Annotated in this window: 18 protein-coding genes; 6 read left to right on the top strand and 12 right to left on the bottom strand. The window is 43.7% G+C overall.

The window, feature by feature from the left end:
* Positions 1-106 precede the first annotated feature (106 nt).
* Together L4D05_RS03465 and asd are read left to right on the top strand one after the other, a co-directional pair.
* Complete coding sequence (locus L4D05_RS03465; protein ID WP_428793031.1) at positions 107-1,309, top strand: chemotaxis protein; 1,203 nt, start codon at positions 107-109, stop codon at positions 1,307-1,309.
* Between the two features lie 193 nt (positions 1,310-1,502).
* Positions 1,503-2,615 (top strand): aspartate-semialdehyde dehydrogenase, encoded by a 1,113-nt coding sequence (gene asd, locus L4D05_RS03470; RefSeq protein WP_428752302.1) that lies wholly within the window; start codon positions 1,503-1,505, stop codon positions 2,613-2,615.
* Positions 2,616-2,693: 78 nt separating this feature from the next.
* On the opposite strand, the gene L4D05_RS03475 is transcribed toward asd, so the two are convergent.
* Together L4D05_RS03475 and L4D05_RS03480 are read right to left on the bottom strand one after the other, a co-directional pair.
* On the bottom strand, positions 2,694-3,536 hold the full coding sequence (locus tag L4D05_RS03475) for an ion transporter (RefSeq protein WP_428752301.1): 843 nt from the start codon (positions 3,534-3,536) through the stop codon (positions 2,694-2,696).
* Positions 3,537-3,638: 102 nt separating this feature from the next.
* Entirely contained in the window at positions 3,639-4,277 is a 639-nt protein-coding gene (locus tag L4D05_RS03480; protein ID WP_265675261.1) for a YchE family NAAT transporter, read from the bottom strand.
* 664 nt (positions 4,278-4,941) lie between these two features.
* Here L4D05_RS03480 and adhE point away from each other — a divergent pair.
* Positions 4,942-7,644, top strand: coding sequence for a bifunctional acetaldehyde-CoA/alcohol dehydrogenase (gene adhE, locus L4D05_RS03485; RefSeq protein ID WP_428752299.1), 2,703 nt, complete (start codon positions 4,942-4,944; stop codon positions 7,642-7,644).
* Positions 7,645-7,783: 139 nt separating this feature from the next.
* Here adhE and L4D05_RS03490 read toward each other — a convergent pair whose 3' ends face one another.
* From L4D05_RS03490 to sodB, 3 genes are all read right to left on the bottom strand, one after another.
* Positions 7,784-8,458 carry an SDR family oxidoreductase gene (locus L4D05_RS03490; protein ID WP_428752298.1) on the bottom strand — a complete coding sequence of 225 codons (675 nt, stop codon included), beginning with the start codon at positions 8,456-8,458 and terminating at the stop codon, positions 7,784-7,786.
* A 204-nt stretch (positions 8,459-8,662) separates the two neighbouring features.
* On the bottom strand, positions 8,663-9,166 hold the full coding sequence (locus L4D05_RS03495; protein WP_428752297.1) for a VC2046/SO_2500 family protein: 504 nt from the start codon (positions 9,164-9,166) through the stop codon (positions 8,663-8,665).
* A gap of 141 nt (positions 9,167-9,307) precedes the next feature.
* Positions 9,308-9,892: a superoxide dismutase [Fe] gene (gene sodB, locus L4D05_RS03500; protein WP_428752296.1), complete on the bottom strand. Its 585-nt coding sequence runs from the start codon at positions 9,890-9,892 to the stop codon at positions 9,308-9,310.
* 313 nt (positions 9,893-10,205) lie between these two features.
* Here sodB and L4D05_RS03505 point away from each other — a divergent pair, with 313 nt between their 5' ends.
* Together L4D05_RS03505 and L4D05_RS03510 are read left to right on the top strand one after the other, a co-directional pair.
* Positions 10,206-10,541, top strand: a complete 336-nt coding sequence (locus tag L4D05_RS03505; RefSeq protein WP_428752295.1) for a Grx4 family monothiol glutaredoxin — start codon at positions 10,206-10,208, stop codon at positions 10,539-10,541.
* A gap of 152 nt (positions 10,542-10,693) precedes the next feature.
* Entirely contained in the window at positions 10,694-13,660 is a 2,967-nt protein-coding gene (locus L4D05_RS03510; RefSeq protein WP_428793032.1) for a polysaccharide lyase family 8 super-sandwich domain-containing protein, read from the top strand.
* Positions 13,661-13,722: 62 nt separating this feature from the next.
* On the opposite strand, the gene L4D05_RS03515 is transcribed toward L4D05_RS03510, so the two are convergent.
* A complete protein-coding gene (locus L4D05_RS03515) occupies positions 13,723-15,048 on the bottom strand; it encodes a Na+/H+ antiporter family protein (protein ID WP_428752293.1) in 1,326 nt (441 codons plus the stop codon).
* A gap of 26 nt (positions 15,049-15,074) precedes the next feature.
* Complete coding sequence (gene rnt, locus L4D05_RS03520) at positions 15,075-15,728, bottom strand: ribonuclease T (protein ID WP_428752292.1); 654 nt, start codon at positions 15,726-15,728, stop codon at positions 15,075-15,077.
* A gap of 342 nt (positions 15,729-16,070) precedes the next feature.
* Between rnt and motY the strand changes: the two genes are divergently transcribed.
* Positions 16,071-16,955 carry a flagellar protein MotY gene (motY, locus tag L4D05_RS03525; RefSeq protein WP_428793033.1) on the top strand — a complete coding sequence of 295 codons (885 nt, stop codon included), beginning with the start codon at positions 16,071-16,073 and terminating at the stop codon, positions 16,953-16,955.
* Positions 16,956-17,055: 100 nt separating this feature from the next.
* Here the strand turns inward: motY and proX are convergent, their stop codons facing one another.
* The 5 genes from proX to rsxG form a co-directional block, all read right to left on the bottom strand.
* Positions 17,056-18,057: a glycine betaine/L-proline ABC transporter substrate-binding protein ProX gene (gene proX, locus L4D05_RS03530; protein ID WP_428793034.1), complete on the bottom strand. Its 1,002-nt coding sequence runs from the start codon at positions 18,055-18,057 to the stop codon at positions 17,056-17,058.
* A gap of 93 nt (positions 18,058-18,150) precedes the next feature.
* Entirely contained in the window at positions 18,151-18,567 is a 417-nt protein-coding gene (gloA, locus tag L4D05_RS03535; protein ID WP_428752290.1) for a lactoylglutathione lyase, read from the bottom strand.
* A gap of 74 nt (positions 18,568-18,641) precedes the next feature.
* The gene (gene nth / locus L4D05_RS03540) at positions 18,642-19,277 is read right to left on the bottom strand and encodes an endonuclease III (protein ID WP_265675251.1); all 636 of its coding nucleotides are present in this window, start codon (positions 19,275-19,277) and stop codon (positions 18,642-18,644) included.
* 148 nt (positions 19,278-19,425) lie between these two features.
* Positions 19,426-20,115, bottom strand: coding sequence for an electron transport complex subunit E (locus L4D05_RS03545; protein ID WP_428793035.1), 690 nt, complete (start codon positions 20,113-20,115; stop codon positions 19,426-19,428).
* Positions 20,112-20,744, bottom strand: a complete 633-nt coding sequence (gene rsxG / locus L4D05_RS03550) for an electron transport complex subunit RsxG (RefSeq protein ID WP_428793124.1) — start codon at positions 20,742-20,744, stop codon at positions 20,112-20,114. The genes L4D05_RS03545 and rsxG overlap by 4 nt, the downstream gene beginning before the upstream one ends.
* Positions 20,745-20,749 lie beyond the last annotated feature (5 nt).

The raw sequence follows: 20,749 nt of genomic DNA on the forward strand, positions 1-20,749 counted from the left end.
AGACTCAAATAATCGACTATAAGTATCAATAGCTAACGTGAATTTGACGCTTGTGGGTTATAATTCATTCTCTATTTGTATGTGTTTTTATTGTTGAGGTTGATTGATGAACATTGTGCAGTTTATTCGCAATGTAGGGCTTTATGTCACACTTGTTTTACTCGCAGGTTGCTCATTGTTGGAAGTGAAGTTAGACAGCCAAACGACACCGTTAACGAAGCAAGAGCTTAATATGAGGTTGATGACTCGTGAGTACAGTCGTGAGTTTTTTACCCAAGTTGAGACAACGGCCGATACCTTAACCACCTTGTACCCCGAATCTGACGTGATTAACCAGTCTTATATTTTACTGTGGAAAATACACGCTGAAGAGGGCCTGCAACAGTCAGCATTTCAAGTGTCTCCTACCGCAGGATTAATCGACTCTTGGGTATTTACCACACAGATGGCGAATTTTTTTACTGATGGTGAAGGTCAGTCTCTTTTTGCCAGTCAGGACGCCAAGACCGCATCACAAGCGCTTAGTAAAAATATTGATCAGCTAGCTCAATCATTGTTTAAGGGCGACAGTTATCAAACCAGTAAAACGTTTGTTGAGAAATTTGCTCGCTTGCATCCCTTTGAAAATCTGACTTTTGCAAGAACCCCAGCGTATCGAGATTGGCTTAAAGCACAGGGTATTGACGAAAGTGAAGTTGTCTCAACATTAGGTACTATGCCGGAGGCACTCGCGGATGTGTCTGACAGGTTGGCGCTGATGTCTGAGCAAACCCCTAAGCTAATGACGTGGAAAGCGCAACTCATTGCCCTAAACAGTAATGTGAGTGGAAATGATATTCGTGGTGCACTACAAAGTTTCCAGATGAGTGCGGATGCGTTTCAGGATTTTGTGAACAATAACCCAGAGTACATGCAAGATCTCGCACAGAAGATGGCGATAGAACTCCAGCCTTTATTGAATGATTTTGATGCTAAGACGCAAGACAAATTGACGCAGCTGAGTGCAGAGCGCCAAGCGCTAGACATGATGGTCGCTCGAGAAAGGGATGAACTGATAAAAATGGTCGAGCGCGAACGTAAAGAGTTAGCAGTGCTTGTGAATACTGAACGTCGTCTATTTGCCGAAGATTTGGATAAGATTTCTCAAGATGTCGTTGCGCTTGCCGTGGATAAACTCATTCAACTCATTAAGAGCACGATTATTTACTTCATCTTGTTCATATTAGTTATTTTCTTTGCGCCATTGGGCTTAGGTTATTTCCTAGGTAAAAGAGCACAATATAAGAAAAACAACAGTTTAGAATCCTAAATACGGAACCGCTTGGTGGCTCATGCGCTGAGCCGCTGCTTTGTGGATATTGCCGTGTTTTGTATAGAATCGGCAGTAAACTGGTTGGGTTTGTTAAAAAATTACTCGGATATTTGAAATTGCGCTTGTTTTCTTGTCTCGAAAATTTTATAGATGGGGGAAGCATTTTAAATATCACATGGAGAGTAATTGGATGAGAGTTGGTTTAGTTGGTTGGCGTGGCATGGTTGGATCGGTATTGATGCAGCGCATGGTCGAAGAAAAAGACTTTGATGTAATCGAACCAGTATTTTACAGCACTTCTCAAATTGGTATCCCTGCGCCTAATTTCGGTAAGGATGCAGGACTACTTCAAGATGCCTACAATATTGATAGCCTCAAACAGCTTGACGCTATCATTACCTGCCAAGGCGGCAGCTACACTGAAAAAGTATACCCTGCGCTTAAGCAAGCAGGTTGGAAAGGCTACTGGATTGATGCCGCTTCAACACTTCGTATGGAAAGTGACTCTATCATCACGTTAGATCCAGTTAACTTGACGCAAATTCAAGAAGGGATCCACAAAGGTTTGAATACCTTTGTCGGTGGTAACTGTACTGTGAGTCTGATGTTACTCGGACTAGGTGGTCTCTTTGAAAAAGGGCTGGTGGAATGGACTAGCGCTATGACCTATCAAGCCGCTTCTGGTGCTGGCGCAAAGAACATGCGCGAGTTGATCGGTCAAATGGGAGTTGTGAATGACGCAGTCACTTCTGAGCTAGCAAACCCAGCGAGTTCAATTCTAGATATTGACCGTAAGGTTGCTGACACTATTCGTTCTTCTTCTTTTCCTACCGACCAGTTTGGTGTACCACTTGCAGGCTCATTAATTCCATGGATTGATGTGAAACGTGAAAATGGCCAAAGCAAAGAGGAATGGAAAGCAGGCGTTGAAGCGAACAAAATCTTAGGCTCGCAAGATAACCCAGTCGCTATTGATGGCACGTGTGTGCGAATTGGTGCGATGCGCTGTCACGCGCAGGCACTGACGATCAAACTCAAACAAGATGTCCCAATGGATGAGGTTGAAGAGATTATCGCCACTCACAACGATTGGGTTAAAGTTATTCCTAATGAGCGTGATATTACGGCTCAAGAATTAACGCCAGCAAAAGTAACAGGAACGATGTCTATCCCTGTAGGTCGTCTTCGTAAGATGGCTATGGGCAATGACTTCTTAAACGCGTTCACAGTGGGTGATCAACTGCTATGGGGAGCCGCTGAGCCCCTAAGACGTACACTGCGTATCATTTTGTCTCAACGATAATTGTCCTGATACAAACTACTCAGAGAAAAAAGCGCCGTAAGGCGCTTTTTTATGCTCATTAAAAAGTAACGCAGTTAATTACTCTTCAGGATTGATTATTCGTTTATCTGGCTCTGCGAGTTCACTGCCACAGTGTTTGCAATACAGCGCGTCGCTTTCATGGCCTGACTGTGAACAGTTAGGACATTTAACCAGATTTCGATGTGCATGCATTTCGTTATTGAGCTCAGCAGTAATAATACCTGTCGGGACAGCAAGGATGGAGTAACCAAGCAGCATAGTGAGCGATGCAATGGCTTTGCCCAATGGGGTTGCGGGTACTAAATCACCATAGCCAACAGTAGTAATGGTCACAATGGCCCAATAAATACTTTGCGGGATACTGGTAAAGCCGTTTTCAGGACCTTCAATAACAAAGATCAAAGAGCCGAAAATAGTTACAAGGATAGCGACACAGCTAAAAAAGACTAAGATCTTTCTTTTCGCCATTAAAAGAGAGCGCAATAAAATATTCGAGTCTTTGAGATAGCGGACCAGTTTCAGGACTCGGAAAATGCGCATCACACGAAGCAAACGCAATACGCCCATAAAGGAAGCACTAGGGAACAGTAGCGCGAGGTAAGTGGGCAAGATCGACAGTAGGTCAACGACACCATAGAAACTTTTGGCGTAGGCTTTAGGTTTCGGAGAGCAGTAGAGCCTTAGTAGGTATTCGATAGTAAAAAGCGCAGTGAAGGCATACTCTAATTTTTCTAGCGTTTCGCCCCATTCAACCGCCACGTTAGGAAGGGAGTGGACGACTAATACGGTAAGAGACATCAAAATCGCAATGATCAGGGCAACATCAAATGCCCAGCCAGCTTTAGTGTGAGTACCAAATATAATGATGTAAAGCTTGTGTTTGAATTTATGGTCGGTCATTAGCTGTGTAACAGGCTGAAAAGATTACTTACTATTATATACCGCTCTGACAGTAAAGGGTATTTGGCTCACTAATCGGGAGTAATTAGCGAGCCATTTTGATTAGGCTAACCCAGGGAAAAGAGCACGTAGTCCATTTGCCATAAACTCGATGCCAAGTGCGCCAAGGATCAAACCCATGATACGAGTGATGACGTTGATACCGGTTTGCCCTAGGAAGCGAACAATTAAAGGCGCTGAACGGAATAGTAGCCATGAGCAGAGAGCAAATAGTGCAATGGTGATAATGATGCCGACAGTTTCTAACATGTTTGGATAGCGAGAGCCGTAAACAATGGTGGAGCTGATTGCACCAGGACCGGCCATCAATGGCATGGCAAGTGGTACAACGCCAATCTGCTCTTTACTGACATACTCAGATTTTTCCTGCTTGTTCTGTTTATCTTCCCCTAATTTCCCCGACATCATCGAAAATGCAATGCTGAGTAATAGTAGGCCGCCAGCGACTCGAAATGAATCGAGTGAAATGCTGAACATATCCAGCAGCACTTGTCCCGCGAGTAGAGAAACAATGAGGATAATCGCCACGGCAATATTTGCTGTAGCCGCGGTTTTATTTTTGTCTTCTGGCGACATATGCCCTGAAAGAGAGACGAAAACAGGCATGATGCCAACAGGGTTAACCGCAGCGACAAGGCCAAGGAAAAACTGTAAGTAGATAGCAAGTTCGATGTTATTCATGTGGATGTTCTTCGACGAAAAGAGATTTAAACCTAGCGCTATATTAAGCGCCAATTCAGCACGCGCTAATGTACGCCAACATGGGCTTTTTGGCGAATGAAAAAAACTAACGGATCGCATAAAAAAAACACCAAGAATCGCTTTCATTTTTCTTGCGTAGAAGTTATGACCAGTTGTGAAGATTTATGTCTATCTATTGGTCTGGAAAGTCTGTCTTTGTATGGAAAGTGTTAACGGTGACTCAGTTTTTAATAAAATATCAATAACTGATGGATGGGTTGGCTTGCCTGTATATACTATCTGTAGCACGGATCGTGCGGTTTACTTGGAAAAATCGTACGAAAATGAAACTTTTTTACATTTTGCGTAAGATTTTTTAAAAAAATAATCTAAGTGTTACTTTTTTAATCACCTGTTACCTTGGGTTTTATATCTTTAAAAACAGTAGGTTATGCGATGTTACCCTTAGTGGTTACTACTAAGTAGGTAAATTACTTTTCAGAACTGATCTGAGTCAATTTTTTTCATGTCGTGAAATATTATACTCAGCCATGAAAGCAATTTACTAAGTAGAGTTGAACTGCCGATGGGTGATTCATTAGTTTAAACAGCTAACTTACTAAAAAGTTTTTAGTTTTTTATTTTTATTTTTAGGAGATTCATTATGCCTGTAACTAATTTGGCTGAACTAGATGCTCTAGTAGCACGTGTTGAAGCAGCACAAAAAGAGTTCGCAACTTACTCTCAAGAGAAAGTTGATGCGATCTTTCGTGCAGCATCATTAGCGGCGAACCAAGCACGTATCCCTCTAGCTCAGCAAGCTGTAGCAGAATCTGGCATGGGTATTGTTGAAGACAAAGTAATTAAAAACCACTTTGCTTCTGAGTTTATCTACAACAAATACAAAGATGAAAAGACGTGTGGCATTCTTGAAGAGAACGAAGAATTCGGCACAATGACTATCGCTGAACCTGTTGGCATCATCTGTGGTATCGTTCCAACAACGAACCCAACGTCAACGGCTATCTTCAAATCTCTTATCTCTTTGAAGACTCGTAACGGCATCATCTTCTCTCCACACCCACGCGCTAAAAACTCAACGAACGATGCTGCAAAACTTGTTCTTGACGCAGCGGTAGCAGCGGGTGCTCCAAAAGACATCATTGGTTGGATCGACCAACCTTCAGTAGAGCTTTCTAACGCGCTAATGAAGCACGATGGCATTGCACTTATCCTTGCAACTGGTGGTCCAGGCATGGTTAAAGCAGCATACTCTTCTGGTAAGCCAGCAATCGGTGTTGGTGCAGGTAACGTTCCTGTTGTTATCGACGAAACGGCTGACATCAAGCGTGCTGTTGCTTCTGTTCTTATGTCTAAGACATTTGATAACGGCGTAGTTTGTGCTTCTGAGCAAGCAGTTATCGTAATGGACGAAGTCTATGACGAAGTGAAAGAGCGTTTTGCTACTCACAAAGCTCACGTACTAAGTAAAGCTGATGCGGACAAAGTTCGTAAAGTATTGCTAATCGACGGCAACCTAAACGCGAAGATTGTAGGTCAACCTGCAACGGCTATTGCTGAAATGGCTGGTGTTAGCGTTCCGGCAGATACTAAGATTCTTGTTGGTGAAGGTATTGGCGAAGTTTCTTACGATGACGAATTCGCTCATGAAAAACTGTCTCCAACGCTAGGTATGTTCCGTGCGTCTTCTTTCGAGAACGCAGTTGAGCAAGCTGTAACAATGGTAGAAATTGGCGGTATCGGTCACACATCTGGTCTTTACACTAACCAAGACACTAACGCAGACCGTATTCGTTACTTCGGTGACAAGATGAAGACTGCACGTATCCTTGTAAACATCCCAACTACTCACGGTGGTATCGGTGACCTTTACAACTTTAACGTAGCACCTTCTCTTACTCTTGGTTGTGGTTCATGGGGTGGTAACTCTATCTCTGAGAACGTAGGTCCTAAGCACCTTATCAACAAGAAAACTGTAGCGAAGCGAGCTGAAAATATGTTGTGGCACAAACTACCTAAGTCAATCTACTTCCGTCGTGGTAGCCTTCCAATCGCAATGAGCGATCTAGAAGGTAAGAAACGTGCATTCCTAGTCACTGACCGTTTCCTATTCAATAACGGTTACGCAGACGAAATCGTTAAGCTACTTAAAGCTCAAGGCATTGAAGTTCAAACTTTCTTTGATGTAGAAGCGGATCCAACACTATCTGTAGTTGAGAAAGGTGCAGAAGCAATGAAGAGCTTCCAACCTGACGTTATCCTAGCACTAGGTGGCGGTTCTCCAATGGATGCTGCGAAGATCATGTGGGTAATGTACGAGCACCCAGAAACTCACTTCGAAGAACTAGCAATGCGCTTTATGGATATCCGTAAACGTATCTACAAGTTCCCTAAAATGGGTGAGAAAGCTGAACTAGTATGTATCACAACAACTTCTGGTACAGGTTCTGAAGTAACGCCATTTGCCGTTGTTACTGACGACAAAACAGGTGCTAAGTACCCACTAGCGGATTACGAGCTAACGCCTAACATGGCTATCGTTGATGCGAACCTAGTGATGAACATGCCTAAGTCTCTAACAGCATTTGGTGGTTACGATGCAGTGACTCACGCTCTAGAAGCTTACGTGTCTGTTCTAGCGAACGAATACTCAGATGGTCAAGCTCTTCAAGCACTTAAGATGCTTAAAGAATACCTACCATCAAGCTACGCAAACGGCGCAGCAGACCCAATCGCTCGCGAGAAAGTACATAACGCAGCAACTATCGCGGGTATCGCGTTTGCGAATGCTTTCCTAGGTGTATGTCACTCTATGGCTCACAAAGTGGGTGCAGAGTTCCACGTACCACACGGTCTTGCTAACGCACTGCTTATCTCTAACGTTGTACGTTACAACGCGAACGATAACCCAACTAAACAAACGGCATTCTCTCAGTACGCTAGCCCACAAGCTCGTCGTCGTTACGCTGAAGTAGCAGACCACCTAGGTCTAAGCCAAGTTGGTGACCGTACTGCTCAGAAGATTGAACGTCTACTAGCATGGTTGGAAGAACTGAAAATTGCTCTAGATATCCCGCTATCTATTCAAGCGGCTGGTGTACCAGAAGCTGATTTCCTAGCGAAACTAGACCAACTATCTGTTGAAGCGTTCGATGACCAATGTACAGGTGCTAACCCACGTTACCCACTAATCAGTGAGTTGAAAGAAGTACTAACGGCTTCTTACTACGGTAAAGCATTTGTTGAAGGTGAAACCTTCGAAGGTACGACTGTTATTAAAAAAACAGAAGACCAAGTTGCAGCTAAACCTGTAGCAAAGGCAAAGAAACAAAAAGCTGAAGCTTAATTTCGAACGTAGTTTTCGCTAGCACGGATACTGCATCAAAATAAGCAACATCGGGAAAAGATAAAGGCCCCTCTTCTTAGAAGAGGGGCCTTTTTTTCGCTTGTGAGGGGGCTGTTATACCGTTGTCGCTGACTAGACCTTAGGCCTCAGTGCTGACGACTCGGCCGCTAAAGTAGTCATTAGTGACAATGTATTCCGTAGTGCGAGTGAGCTCATCTTGTATTTCTGCCCAATGCCCGGAAATATTAAAATTATGGCTTTTCATGGGAATGACGCCACCAACACGTACATTGTGAGGTTCTAGCTCTTTCGCCCAACTCTTAGTAAACCCAGAGACCATCGACATGGTGTTATCTAAATCACTAAGATCTTGGTTAGGATCTTGTGCTACCACATTAACGATCACTCCGGACTGTCCCTGAGACATTCTTTCTGCTGCGACTTGCCCAAACATGAATAGACTAGATGCAAGCAACGAAAACTGAGTAATAAACTGCCGACCTGAAACAATATCGGTTAAAGATTGTCTTGGTAGCGAAAGCCAGTGATTGACGAGTACGTCAGGTGCTTTTCCCGATTTCTTCTCAACAGCATTAAATAGCTGTTCAATATTAGGGATAGAAAGGTCATCAATCAGGATCTTTTCAACGTGATGCGTCATATCTTTGCAGCGGGTATAGGTATTGTGCAGTTTGGATGCATTGGTGTCGCATAGAAAGACATGCGCTTCCAAACGGGCGAAATGAATCGCTAGCATGGCACCTAGCGTGGTACCGGCAGAGGTAATCAGCACTACCGAGTCTTTAATGATCATAGAATCTCCGAAAATTGGTTTCGGTTAGCCTAAATAGGCCACGTCAGTGATTTAATAACTTGGTATATAAACTGTGCATGAGTTGTGAATATCGTCAAGGTTTTGTATATGCGTACGGTTTAATTTGGTTAAATTTGCAGCAAATCACATTGCGCGTAGCATGAATGTTGATTGTTGCAGTAGTTATCCATATTTTTTAAGGGGTTATAAGCGAACGGAAATTTGATCTTTACGGTAAGCGGTGGAGAGTTGGTTGTACAACACATCAACCTGTTGCTGATGAGGAGTGCCATGTGTAAGTTGTCTGCGCGTGTGCCCGGACAGGTTTTGGTATACCTCTTCGGTTAAGCCTTGTGTATGCGTTGGTTGGAAGCTTAGTGGTTCAGGGGAACTATAATGGCGCAGTTTGGCGCTGGCGAGACCACCTTGATGAAATTGATGAGCAATGGCGGCCGAATTGTCGTAGTCATCTAGGCTCCCTTTTAGCTTTTGTGCCGTAGGGACATCAAATCTTTTTTTCAGTAGCGCTTCATCAGTGATGGAAGAGTCAACGTCTTCAATCACGGAAGTTTCTCGGGAGTCATTGCTGAGCATAGAAAGCAGCAAAGCAAAATCGGCACGTCGACCTTGTACAACAGCACGACTAAGTGATGTTCCACATTGTAATTCGTTGATTAAGTGTGCTTGGTCTAACGTATGAATTTGCATAGTATCCTCGATGGTCAATAGAGTTATCGGCGAGTCGAGGGGGCACTTTAGTATTTTCTTATCTAAGTTGATTTTTTCTTACTTAAAGACACAAAAAAGCCTGCGAAAGCAGGCTTAATATCACTAGTTGGAAATACTCGCTTATTGAGCTAGGTTTTTCTCAACGAATGACCAGTTAACAAGTGCCCAGAAACCGTTCATGTAGTCAGGACGAACATTGCGGTAGTCGATGTAGTAAGCGTGTTCCCACAAATCAACCGTCAATAGTGGCGTAACGCCTTCTTCAGTTAGCGGAGTAGCTGCATTTGACGTGTTTACGATGTCTAGCGTGCCATCTGCTTTTTTCACCAACCATGTCCATGAAGAACCGAAGTTGTTGATAGCTGAATCAGTGAACTTCGCTTTGAACTCTTCAAAAGAACCGAATGCAGCGTTGATTGCGTCTGCAACAGCACCCGTTGGTTCACCGCCTGCATTTGGAGCAAGACAGTGCCAGTAGAATGTGTGGTTCCAGATCTGTGCAGCGTTGTTGAAGATACCGCCAGTAGATGTCTTAACAACTTCTTCTAGTGTTTTGCCTTCAAACTCAGTACCAGGAACAAGGCCGTTAAGCTTCACAACATAAGTGTTGTGGTGTTTACCGTGGTGGAAATCCAGTGTCTCTGCTGAGATATGTGGTTCTAGTGCGTCTTTCGCGTACGGAAGTGCTGGTAATTCGAATGCCATTGCTCGCTTCTCCATTGAGTGTAGTAAGGGGCTAACCCTATGATTGCTTCCAATTTATTTTATATATGAGTCAAGGTATTGACTGACTGATTGTTATTTTAGCAAGTTTTTACTTTATTAAAAGAGTTATGTCTGATTTTCTTGCACTGAGTCTTTACTCATCAGTCTTTAAAGGGGCGTTTATAATTGAAATATGTTTAATAACATCGACAATTGTGAACACGACTATAACCTTATAATTATTGTGCTTTTTATTCTGCGCCGATTCGCTAGAATGTGAACACATCCGCAGTACTAGTATTTCGAGGAAGCAATGGAAACTATCGATAAAATCAAACAGCAAATTGAAGAAAACACGATCCTTCTTTATATGAAAGGCTCACCAAAACTACCAAGTTGTGGCTTTTCTTCACAGGCAGCGCAAGCTCTAATGGGTTGTGGTGAGAAGTTTGCTTATGTTGATATTCTGCAAAACCCGGATATCCGCGCAGAATTGCCAAGCTATGCACAATGGCCGACGTTCCCACAACTATGGGTTGAAGGTGAGTTAGTTGGTGGTTGTGACATCATCATGGAAATGTTCCAGAAAGGCGAGCTTCAACCTTTAATTAAAGAAGCAGCCGCGCGCAACGCTGGTGATGCTGAGTAGTTACCGTTTGTGACATTGACGGTAAGCTACATTATGTTAAAGGCCTGTCCATTTATTGGATGGGCCTTTTCTATTTTTGAGACATCATGGATTTACTTAGGATTAATTAGAATCCACTACTAGACTGATGAGTAGTAAAGTAAGGAGGTTCTATGTTGCAACTGACGGTGAGAAACATTGTAGTCGTACTAATCGCTGCATGTATGACTGCGGTGCCCGCACTACAGGCGTCGACACTTGAAACCATTGAAATAGAGGGGGATACCTTTGAAATTCAAGTGGGTAGTGCAGAGAATTCGGTAGTGATAGGGTCGATTGGGTTAAGCAAAAGTGCTGTAGCTAAAGATTACGATTATAAACTGCTTACCGTTGACCCCAATAATGAAGAACGCTACGAACTTAGAACCTATGTTGACTATAGTGGTGTCCCGAGAGGTGAATTCGTTGTTGCTAAGGGGCAAACGGTTAAAAGTGTGGGTGAAACGGAGTTAGCCGTGGGTGTGTTTGATGCCGATGGACAACTTGTTGCAAGCCGAGATGTAACAATAGATGAGGTGACTCAGACCCAATGGCAAACTTACTTTGATCGATTAAAGGAGTTCGTACTCTCTAGTAAGCGAATGTGGGGAGATCGTTATTACAGTCAATCTGAAGTGGACAGTTTGACAAAAATGCTGCGCGAAAATAATGGCTCATTTACCGACTTGAGTATTTATAAAGCGGATTTGTCAGCGAACAAGTCCACGGTAAATGGTAAAGAGTTCGAGGAAGCCGTTAATCGGATTGGTGGCCTAGGGTATGCTTATTACTCTGAATCCGATCGGGACAGAAAGGAATTGATTAGAGTCTCCATTGTTAAAGCGTTCAATCGTTTAGCCGTGATATTTCCTCATAAAGGGTTTGCTTCAAACAAAAATTTCACTCATGCCGATCGCACTCACCAATGGCGGTTTCTCGATGCTCTTTCCTTACCTTTAGTTTATATATTTGAAGAGACTTATCAAAAAAGCCAAGGTAGTGATACTGAAGCGACGACATTTTTAACCAACGTGAATGCGTACTATCAGATTGCGTTTGATATTCCAGAAAGCGACCGTGATCCAGAAAGACTCCGTTATTTTTTAACGGAAGATATGTCTAAATCACCAGGAACATGGGCCGACGCGAATAGGGGGCATCGATTACGTTCTTGGTCGGTGTTGGTCGGTTTGTGGAGAGACTATAATCGCCCGATAACTGATCTAGAGTGGTGGTACGAAGATTACGCACCGTTTAAAAAACTCAACACATCAATTTTTCCCGAATGGACACCGACAGGTAGCTTTAGCGATCTCAAAGTATGGGGAGATACTAATAGTCGGCGCCCGTACAAATATGGTCAATCAGGTTATCTGCCAGACGGGTCGTTATCGCATCATGTTAGTCACCGACAGGACATGGCGATGTTGGCGTATGGGTTTGAATGGTACGCTGAATCAGTGTTCGAGGTTGCTCATCTATTGCAAGGCACTCAATGGGCAATGAGCGCAACGACCTTTGAAGAAACCACGGAAGTCATGCTATATAGCTACGATCGCTTAATATATAAAGATGCCCTCGATTTTCAGGCAGCAGGTCGTACCTTCTTATCAAGCAACGCCAATATATTCGGCTCCAAGAACATCAACAAGGCGATTACGCATATCGAAGATGCGAGTGGTGATATGGAGTTTGGGCGCTCCGCTGAGCTCACGCAACTGCAAGAAGATTTAGTTGAGCAAACCCATAGCAACACTTCAACAACCGCATTTTGGAACTCGGATATGTTGGTACACCGAAACGACGCTGACCCGAAAGCTTCTTGGTACTCTTCATTTAAAATGCAATCTTCAAGAACCAGAGGTGCAGAGAGTTTTCACCAAGCTCCAGGTATGCACAACGGGTCGGGAGTGTTACAAATCAAAGTACTGGGAAACGAATATACCGATGCCCGTTATAACTGGGACTGGCACGCGATACCAGGTATAACCGAAGAGTTGAAGACAGACGTAATACCTATGCAATCTGAGCAAGATGCGTTTAATCCAAGCCCGTTTGCTGGGACACTAAGTGATGGCTTTACTGGATTGGCGAGCTTCCATTATGGCAGTGAGAACACCTATACCAGTGCAACGGCGAAGAAAAGTGTCTTTTACCTAAGCGAAGCGGTTGTTGCTCTAGGGAGCGATGTTGCTCGTGTTGAGCGAGATAATGATTCCAGTACATACCAATCGATTATAACCACGATTGATCAACCACGTTGGTTCGACACTATCACTTATTACACCAAAGAGCAGGGAACTGACACGATTGATTGTTGTATCGTAAAGGATAAAAAAGTTGGTAGTAGCGATCCGGCGTGGTTTCATCAAGGAAGGGTTGGTTATATTACTTTTCCTAACTCAGGGCAGAAGCAGCGCCATCTGTTAGTGACGGGATCGGGTGTTAAAGATACATTGCCGACAATAGGGGATGATCCTGTCTTTTTGCTAGCAGTAAATCATACTGCTGAACCAAAAGATGATGAGCAGTTCTATCATTATGTATTGGTGCCAAACGCTATAGCAACAGAGATGCCCGCTAAAATGGCGTATTTTGAAAAACATTTGACGGTTATAAACACCAGTAATGCGCAAGGCATTCGGTTTAATGATGATGAACAAGATATCTACCAGGTTGTATTTCACCAAGCTGGTACTGTAACGCTGGGGGAGAACACCATAACTGCCGCTCAACCGATGCTGTTGCAAATGACAAAGCTCCCACAAGGTTGGCGTATCACGGCACAAAATCCTACTGCGCATAATAAAGAAGTCGTGCATGATGAGGGGACAAAGCATAAATTTGGTGTGACGTTAAAAGCGGTTAAGAATGAGCTGCGAGTGACGACGTCCATCAACTTACATGAAGGCACCTATCGTTACGATACACAAGGACCTACGCAAAAGTTTGTTGAAGGACAAGAGGTATCTGTGGCGTCTATTTCTGAAGGGAGTGAGCTACTGTTCAACTTACCGGGAAATGAGGATGAGAAAGCTTATGATTACAGGCAGCAACTATATAGTGGTATGCCTGCGATTATTACCGTTGAAAATAGATAAAGCCTAGAAAGTAGAGTGCTGCTAGAGAAAAGCGGGAGATTTGGTTCTCCCGCTTTTTTTGTTTACAACGTCATTGCCGCAATCCAACCAAAGACAATCAATGGTAGGTTGTAGTGAACGAATGTAGGAACAACGGTTTCCCAGATATGCTCATGCTGACCATCGGCGTTTAGACCAGATGTTGGACCCAATGTGGAATCCGAGGCGGGAGAGCCTGCGTCACCAAGTGCTGCTGCGGTTCCAACTAGAGCAACGGTAGCCATTGGGGAAAAACCAAACGCAAGGGCAAGAGGGACATAAATGGTTGCTAGAATTGGAATGGTAGAGAAAGAAGAGCCAATGCCCATTGTAACTAGTAGTCCAACGATAAGCATGAGTAGTGCTGCAAGTGGCTTATTGTTGCCAATGCTGGTGGACAAAGCTTCAACTAATGACTCTACGCCACCAGTTTGCTTCATAACTGCCGCAAAACCTGCTGCCGCAATCATAATAAAGCCAATCATAGCCATCATGTGAACACCTTTGGTAAACACGTCTTGTGTTTCTTTCCACGCAATGACGCCACCAAATGTAAAGACCATGAAACCGGCTAGCGCACCTATGATCATTGACCCAGATGTTAGTTGTACTGCTAAGGCAACCACAATCCCAGTCAACGCAACATAGATGTTTTTCTTATTTATGTGCGTTGGCTCGGTATCGACATGCGTTAATTCTGTTTCTTGGTATTCACGAGGCTTGCGATAACTAAAGAACACAGCAGCGAGCAGTCCGGTAACCATACCAATCGCTGGGAGAATCATGGCCATAGGGACTTGTGCCGCAGTGATGCTCTCTAGGCCGTTATCGTGTAGATTCTTTAACAAGATGTTATTTAAGAAAATACCACCAAAACCAACCGGTAGGATCATATAGGGTGTCACTAGTCCGAATGTTAGAACACAGGCGACAAGGCGACGGTCAAGCTTCATCTTGGCAAAAACGCCCAATAGAGGTGGGATCAAAATTGGAATGAAGGCGATATGCACAGGAATGATATTTTGAGAAGAGACGGTAACGAGAATAAGGGCAATAAGCACGGCATACTTAAGTCCCGTTGCTGAAGCGGCATTCTCTTTGCCGTGAATGCGTTTAATAACATTTTGTGCAAGTAAGTCAGTCACGCCTGATTTCGAGATAGCAACGGCAAAGGTACCAAGCATGGCGTAGCTTAGTGCAATAGTTGCGCCTCCACCTAAGCCACCTTCAAAGGCACTAACAGCGTCAGTGAGTGACATACCAGAAACGACACCGCCAACGATGGCACTAAAAGTCAACGCAACGACAACGTTGACGCGCATTAGTGCTAGCAGCAGCATGATGCAAACGGAAATAACGACAGGGTTCATATTAAGCTCTAAAAGTTGTGTTTGTATTATTGTTGATCATCATCGTTAGTAAGCGGCCAGCCACCTAGTGCTTTCCACTTGTTAACGATTCGGCAAAATAGCTCAGCGGTTTTCTGAGTATCGTAGAGTGCCGAATGGGCTTCTTTATTATCAAATTCCATCCCTGCTGTTTTACAAGCTTTCGCCAAAACGGTTTGACCGAAAGCAAGACCACTTAAGGTAGCGGTATCAAATGTAGCGAAAGGATGGAAAGGGACACGTTTCAATTTTGAACGTTCATTCGCAGCACTGACAAAACTATGATCGAAGTTAGCATTATGCGCGACCATGATGGCGCGACTGCAATCATGCTGCTTCTGTTCTTTACGAATGACTTTGTAGATTTCTTTTAGCGCTTCTTGCTCAGAAACCGCCCCACGAAGTGGACTAAAAGGGTCACGAATACCTATAAACTCTAACGCTTCTTTTTCCAGGTTAGCGCCTTCGAATGGTTCAATGTGGTAGTGTAAAACACTCGCAGGGACAAGATCCCCGGCATCGTCCATTTTTAATGTGATGGCACAAATTTCGAGTAAAGCATCGGTCTTGGCGTTAAATCCAGCCGTCTCTACATCGACAACTACAGGAAAATAGCCACGGAATCGCTTTTTTAAGGTGAGAGCTTCGTTTTCTACAGTCATTTTAGATCTATCAATGGTGACGAAGGTTGCATTATTGCAGATTATTCACCTATAACATACCTGCTACTGCATTTAATTTAGCCAATATTTGTCGCTATTTATTGAATCTATTCGTTAACAGTAAAGCTAAAGCTCATTATGTATATTTAGTTGATGATAATGTGCGCATATCAACCCAGTTAAAATGCGATGGTTGTGCGTAAATTAATCAGCGTTTTTCACTTAAGCGTGGTGTCAGTGAAACTGGCTAGATTTTTGCAACGTAAAAAGGAGTTAGAATTAATAGGCAGCATAGCGGCAATCCAATGCCGCTATGCTGTAAGAGTCGAGTTATATATCTTTATGAAATTAAAAGCCTTATTCACCTTGCCATTGTTATCTTGCTTGCTGGCGCCTCAGGTTGAAGCGGCAATAGAAAAGCGCTATGTGGCCACGCCGACTCAATCTCAATGGGAAATGGTGATGAATACACCGCTGGAGTGTCAATTGGTGCACCCTATTCCTAATTTTGGAGACGCACAGTTTACCGCTAAAGCGGGTAAGAAAATGAATCTCGATTTTGAACTGAAAATGTTACGTTCAATGGGAGAAACCCGAAATGTGAGCTTGGTTTCTTTGCCACCACCCTGGCGCCCAGGAGACAGCGCAGACCGCATTTCTAACCTTCAGTTCTTTAGGCAGTTTAACGGTTATGTTGGTGGGCAAGCCGCATGGAGCTTACTCAGTGAGTTAGAGAAAGGGCGCTACCCGACGTTTAGTTATCAAGATTGGCAGAGCCGCGACGAACGTATCGAAGTATCCTTGTCCTCTGTGCTATTTCAGGCTAAATACAATGTATTTAGCGACTGTATCGCCAACTTATTGCCATATAGTTTTGAAGATATCTCGTTTACGATCCTGCATTATGATGCCAATAGTGAACAGCTAAATAAAACATCCCAACACCGGCTACAACAAATAGCCGAGTACGTTCGCTATAATCAAAATATTGATTTGGTTTTAGTGTCTACTTATACAGACGCATCAGAAACAAAGAGCGAGAGTCAACGGTTGTCCGAAAAACGTGCCACGATACTGCAAGATTATTTTCAATCGCTTGGCCTACCAAAAGATCGAATCCAAGTTCAAGGTTATGGAAAGCGTCGCCCTATTGCAGACAACTCATCTCCAATAGGTAAAGCAAAGAATCAGCGTGTTGTAATTTCATTTGGTCGGACTGAGGTATGATGCTGAGTTAGGCTAACGACAGAGTATCGCTAGACTATGCCGTTACAAACGCAACCTAATCAAGCACAGTCGTAGTGTGTGCTTGATTAGGCTTGGGGCTTTATTTTTTTACTTCTTTCGCGTTTTTTGCTTCCTCTATCCATGCAGAAAATGTTGGTTCGTTTTCCTCCATCCATTTTTTCGTATATTCAGCGGCACTGTAACTGTCAGTATTACTGTTGTTTTGATGCCAGTTCTCTTTACTAATATCGCTGGTTGCTAGGCGCATTACTTCAAATAATCGGTGAATGTCTGCGTTGTGCAACACTAGGGACTTATTTGCGACAATATGTTGTGTATTGACTTCGAATCCGAAGTTACGACCATGAGGTAATGTGGTATCTATCTCTTGTCTAGAGCCTGGAAGTGCAGAAAATGGTACTTCAAGCCATACGGTATCTTCATTGGGAATTAAGGCATTAGCGACCCAGTTTGGTGTCCATGTGTAGTAAAGAATAGGTTTGCCATCTTGATAGCGCTGTATTGTCTCAGCCATAAGGGTGTCATAGTCCCCTTGGTGGTGTGACACGGTTTTAATAATGCCAAAACGCTCGATTTGATGATTGATAACTTCAGCGCAGCCCCAGCCTTCTTTACAACCAACTAAATCTGCTATCCCGTCGTCAGTGTGATCAAATAGTTTGGCTATCTGAGGATCTTTAAGTTGGTCAATATGCGTTATATCGTATTTCAGGGCCGTTTTTTTGTCGATCATATAGCCCTGAGCGGATCGTGGAACATAGTTTCCCCCAAGATAAAGCGATTTACTGGCATTGGCAGCACGGTACTTGTCTTGATGAAGAGGTAGCCATCCTGCAGCGAAAAAAGCTTCTGGGTGTGCGCTGACATATTGATACGCTTCGTCATAACTCATAGTTTTTGTTGGGGCGATGTCATATCCCAACTGTTTTAAGCTTTCGATAACCAGCATGGTTTGAAAACTTTCTTCCGAAATATCTGATTGAATAGGTTGCAGGGTCGGTTGAGGGGCTGCTGGCAGTAGTGCGGAAAAAGTGAGAGTAATAAATAGCTTAGCCAACAGCATGATACGGGTAACTTTCATTCAAGCCATCCTTTACGTTAATGTGTTGACTAAACTATAGGTGCATAATTACGTGGTCGCGAATTTATATCGTAAGACGACCAAAGTGGTCTTTTATCCTTCTAGACCAGCAGTTGCCTGCTTGTTTTGAATAAGCTCAATCATGTAGCCATCAGGATCTTTTACAAATGCGATCTGAGTTGTGCCACCTTTGACAGGTCCCGGCTCACGAGTCACATTGCCACCTGCCGCTTTAATCGCATCACACGTTGAGTAGATATCATCAACACCAATGGCAATGTGTCCATAAGCAGAGCCTAGTTCATACTCCGTCACACCCCAGTTATAGGTGAGCTCAATAACGGAACCTTCAGACTCATCACCAAAACCTAAAAATGCGAGTGTGTATTTATACTCGGTATTTTCATTTTTACGCAGTAGGTTCATTCCAATCACATCGCTATAGAAAGAAATCGATTTATCCAGATCTCCTACGCGTAGCATGGTATGTAAAATACGACCGTTTGACATGCATTGCTCCTTAATTGTCTTTGTATAGCCAATACTTGTTGATGTAAACACGATGATTTGTCGCATCGTTTGGTCTATACGTCGGTTTTGTCTTTAAATTCGCATAAGTCTTCGATGATGCAGCTGCCACAGCGAGGCTTTCGAGCTACACAGGTATAGCGACCGTGTAGAATTAACCAGTGGTGAACATCTAGTTTGAATTCTTTCGGTACGACTTTTAATAGTTTGGTCTCGACGTCATCAACGGTTTTACCCATTGCTAACTTAGTGCGATTTGAAACGCGGTAAATATGGGTATCAACGGCGATAGTGGGCCAGCCGAAAGCGGTGTTGAGTACGACGTTTGCGGTTTTACGCCCTACACCTGGTAGCGCCTCTAAGGCTTCTCGGTTCTCAGGAACCACGCTGCCATGCTGCTCAATCAATATGCGGCAGGTTTTAATGACGTTTTCTGCTTTTGAATTAAATAAGCCAATCGTCTTTATGTACTCTTTTACTCCATCAACACCTAAAGCCAAGATCGCTTCTGGTGTGTTAGCGATAGGGTAGAGCTTATCTGTCGCTTTATTTACACTGACGTCGGTGGCTTGCGCTGACAGCAGTACTGCGATCAATAACTCAAATGGACTACTCCAGTTGAGCTCTGTTTCAGGTTTAGGGTTATTCTCTCGAAGCCTTTCTAGGATTTCTCTTCTTTTTATATTATTCATGACTTGCTAACTTTTTCTTCCGGTGAATAAACGCTCTGTGCCATACATATTTTGAATCATGCATATGTTTTGAATCATACATATACGCTGAATTATATCTATAGTCTTTACAATAATGCCCCAAAAATTGGGGCATTATTAGGCGTGATTAGTTGGTGACTCTTGCTCGCTCAATCGTTGGCTTTTCTTGTGTTGGTTGACGCATTGCTATTTTACGATCGATGACGTTTTTAAGGGCAATAAGAAAACCAACGCCAATGAACGCTCCCGGTGGCAGCAGGGCGAGCAAGAATTGGCTATCAAACTGGAACAGTTGAATTCTAAGCGCTAACGCCCAGTCACCCAGAAGTAAGTCTGCACCATCAAACAAGGTACCGTTACCTATGATTTCGCGCATTGCGCCTAAAACAACCAGAACCGCAGTCATGCCGAGCCCCATCCATAAACCGTCGAGCGCGGCTGGCAGAACTTCATTTTTCGAAGCAAAAGCTTCGGCGCGTCCAATGATGATGCAGTTGGTCACGATCAGCGGGATGAAGATGCCAAGTGACAAGTACAATCCATACGCGTAGGCATTCATGAGTAGCTGTACACAGGTTACGAGCGCCGCAATAATCATGACAAAAACCGGGATTCTAACTTCTTTTGGCACATAATCGCGTATGAGGGAGACGGTGATGTTAGAGCCGACTAATACCGCAAGAGTGGCTAGCCCTAAACCAAGCGCATTGGTTAAGGTCGAAGAGACCGCTAATAAGGGACATAGTCCTAGCAGCTGAACTAAAGCCGGGTTGTTATCCCACAAGCCGTTTTTTGCGAGTTGTTTTGACGTACTCATGATTCATCTCCACAGTTTAGTGGCTGCTTTAATAGATTAGCTTGGTTGGCATTGACAAAACTAACGGTGTTTTTTATCGCTTTGACCACAGCTCGTGGCGTAATCGTCGCACCAGTGAAGGAGTCAAATTGTCCGCCATCTTTACGTACTGCCCACTCGGACTCATTGTCTTGGGTGACTTGCTTTCCAGCGAAGCCCAATATCCAATCGGTGATCCTTAAATCGATTTTATCACCAAGCCCAGGGGTTTCTTGGTGCGCCAAGACTCGAGAACCTAAAATGATCCCGTCAGTATCAATACCAACAATAATACGAATTGCACCATTGTAACCATCCGGCGCGACACTTTCGATTGCCATTGCGGTAGGTATGCCCGCTTTGGTCGCGATATAAAGTGGCTGAGCAGCATCACTACCAAGTAAGGGATCACGGACTAGCGTACAAGAGGCATAGAGTTCGTTATCGTGTAGGTCATGTGGAATAACCTCATTTAACGTTGCCTGCAATTGAGCTCGTTCTTGCGCGAGAATTTGATCTTTTGTGAGATATTGAGTCAACGCGACCACACCAGTCGAGGCGCAAGCGAAGATTGCAAGTATAAGCCCATTTTTACGAATCGAATTTAACATAGCCA

The sequence above is a fragment of the Vibrio nomapromontoriensis genome (assembly GCF_050337205.1).
GTDB lineage: Bacteria > Pseudomonadota > Gammaproteobacteria > Enterobacterales > Vibrionaceae > Vibrio > Vibrio nomapromontoriensis.

What these genes read in the sequence shown, in the direction of transcription:
- gloA (WP_428752290.1), bottom strand. Translation starts at nt 18,567, where the DNA reads ATGTCAAACGGTCGTATTTTACATACCATGCTACGCGTAGGAGATCTG.
- L4D05_RS03465 (WP_428793031.1), top strand. Translation starts at nt 107, where the DNA reads ATGAACATTGTGCAGTTTATTCGCAATGTAGGGCTTTATGTCACACTT.
- L4D05_RS03490 (WP_428752298.1), bottom strand. Translation starts at nt 8,458, where the DNA reads ATGATCATTAAAGACTCGGTAGTGCTGATTACCTCTGCCGGTACCACG.
- L4D05_RS03480 (WP_265675261.1), bottom strand. Translation starts at nt 4,277, where the DNA reads ATGAATAACATCGAACTTGCTATCTACTTACAGTTTTTCCTTGGCCTT.
- rnt (WP_428752292.1), bottom strand. Translation starts at nt 15,728, where the DNA reads ATGACTGTAGAAAACGAAGCTCTCACCTTAAAAAAGCGATTCCGTGGC.
- L4D05_RS03505 (WP_428752295.1), top strand. Translation starts at nt 10,206, where the DNA reads ATGGAAACTATCGATAAAATCAAACAGCAAATTGAAGAAAACACGATC.
- proX (WP_428793034.1), bottom strand. Translation starts at nt 18,057, where the DNA reads ATGAAAGTTACCCGTATCATGCTGTTGGCTAAGCTATTTATTACTCTC.
- adhE (WP_428752299.1), top strand. Translation starts at nt 4,942, where the DNA reads ATGCCTGTAACTAATTTGGCTGAACTAGATGCTCTAGTAGCACGTGTT.
- sodB (WP_428752296.1), bottom strand. Translation starts at nt 9,892, where the DNA reads ATGGCATTCGAATTACCAGCACTTCCGTACGCGAAAGACGCACTAGAA.
- L4D05_RS03515 (WP_428752293.1), bottom strand. Translation starts at nt 15,048, where the DNA reads ATGAACCCTGTCGTTATTTCCGTTTGCATCATGCTGCTGCTAGCACTA.
- asd (WP_428752302.1), top strand. Translation starts at nt 1,503, where the DNA reads ATGAGAGTTGGTTTAGTTGGTTGGCGTGGCATGGTTGGATCGGTATTG.
- L4D05_RS03475 (WP_428752301.1), bottom strand. Translation starts at nt 3,536, where the DNA reads ATGACCGACCATAAATTCAAACACAAGCTTTACATCATTATATTTGGT.
- L4D05_RS03495 (WP_428752297.1), bottom strand. Translation starts at nt 9,166, where the DNA reads ATGCAAATTCATACGTTAGACCAAGCACACTTAATCAACGAATTACAA.
- motY (WP_428793033.1), top strand. Translation starts at nt 16,071, where the DNA reads ATGAAATTAAAAGCCTTATTCACCTTGCCATTGTTATCTTGCTTGCTG.
- nth (WP_265675251.1), bottom strand. Translation starts at nt 19,277, where the DNA reads ATGAATAATATAAAAAGAAGAGAAATCCTAGAAAGGCTTCGAGAGAAT.
- L4D05_RS03545 (WP_428793035.1), bottom strand. Translation starts at nt 20,115, where the DNA reads ATGAGTACGTCAAAACAACTCGCAAAAAACGGCTTGTGGGATAACAAC.
- L4D05_RS03510 (WP_428793032.1), top strand. Translation starts at nt 10,694, where the DNA reads ATGTTGCAACTGACGGTGAGAAACATTGTAGTCGTACTAATCGCTGCA.
- rsxG (WP_428793124.1), bottom strand. Translation starts at nt 20,744, where the DNA reads ATGTTAAATTCGATTCGTAAAAATGGGCTTATACTTGCAATCTTCGCT.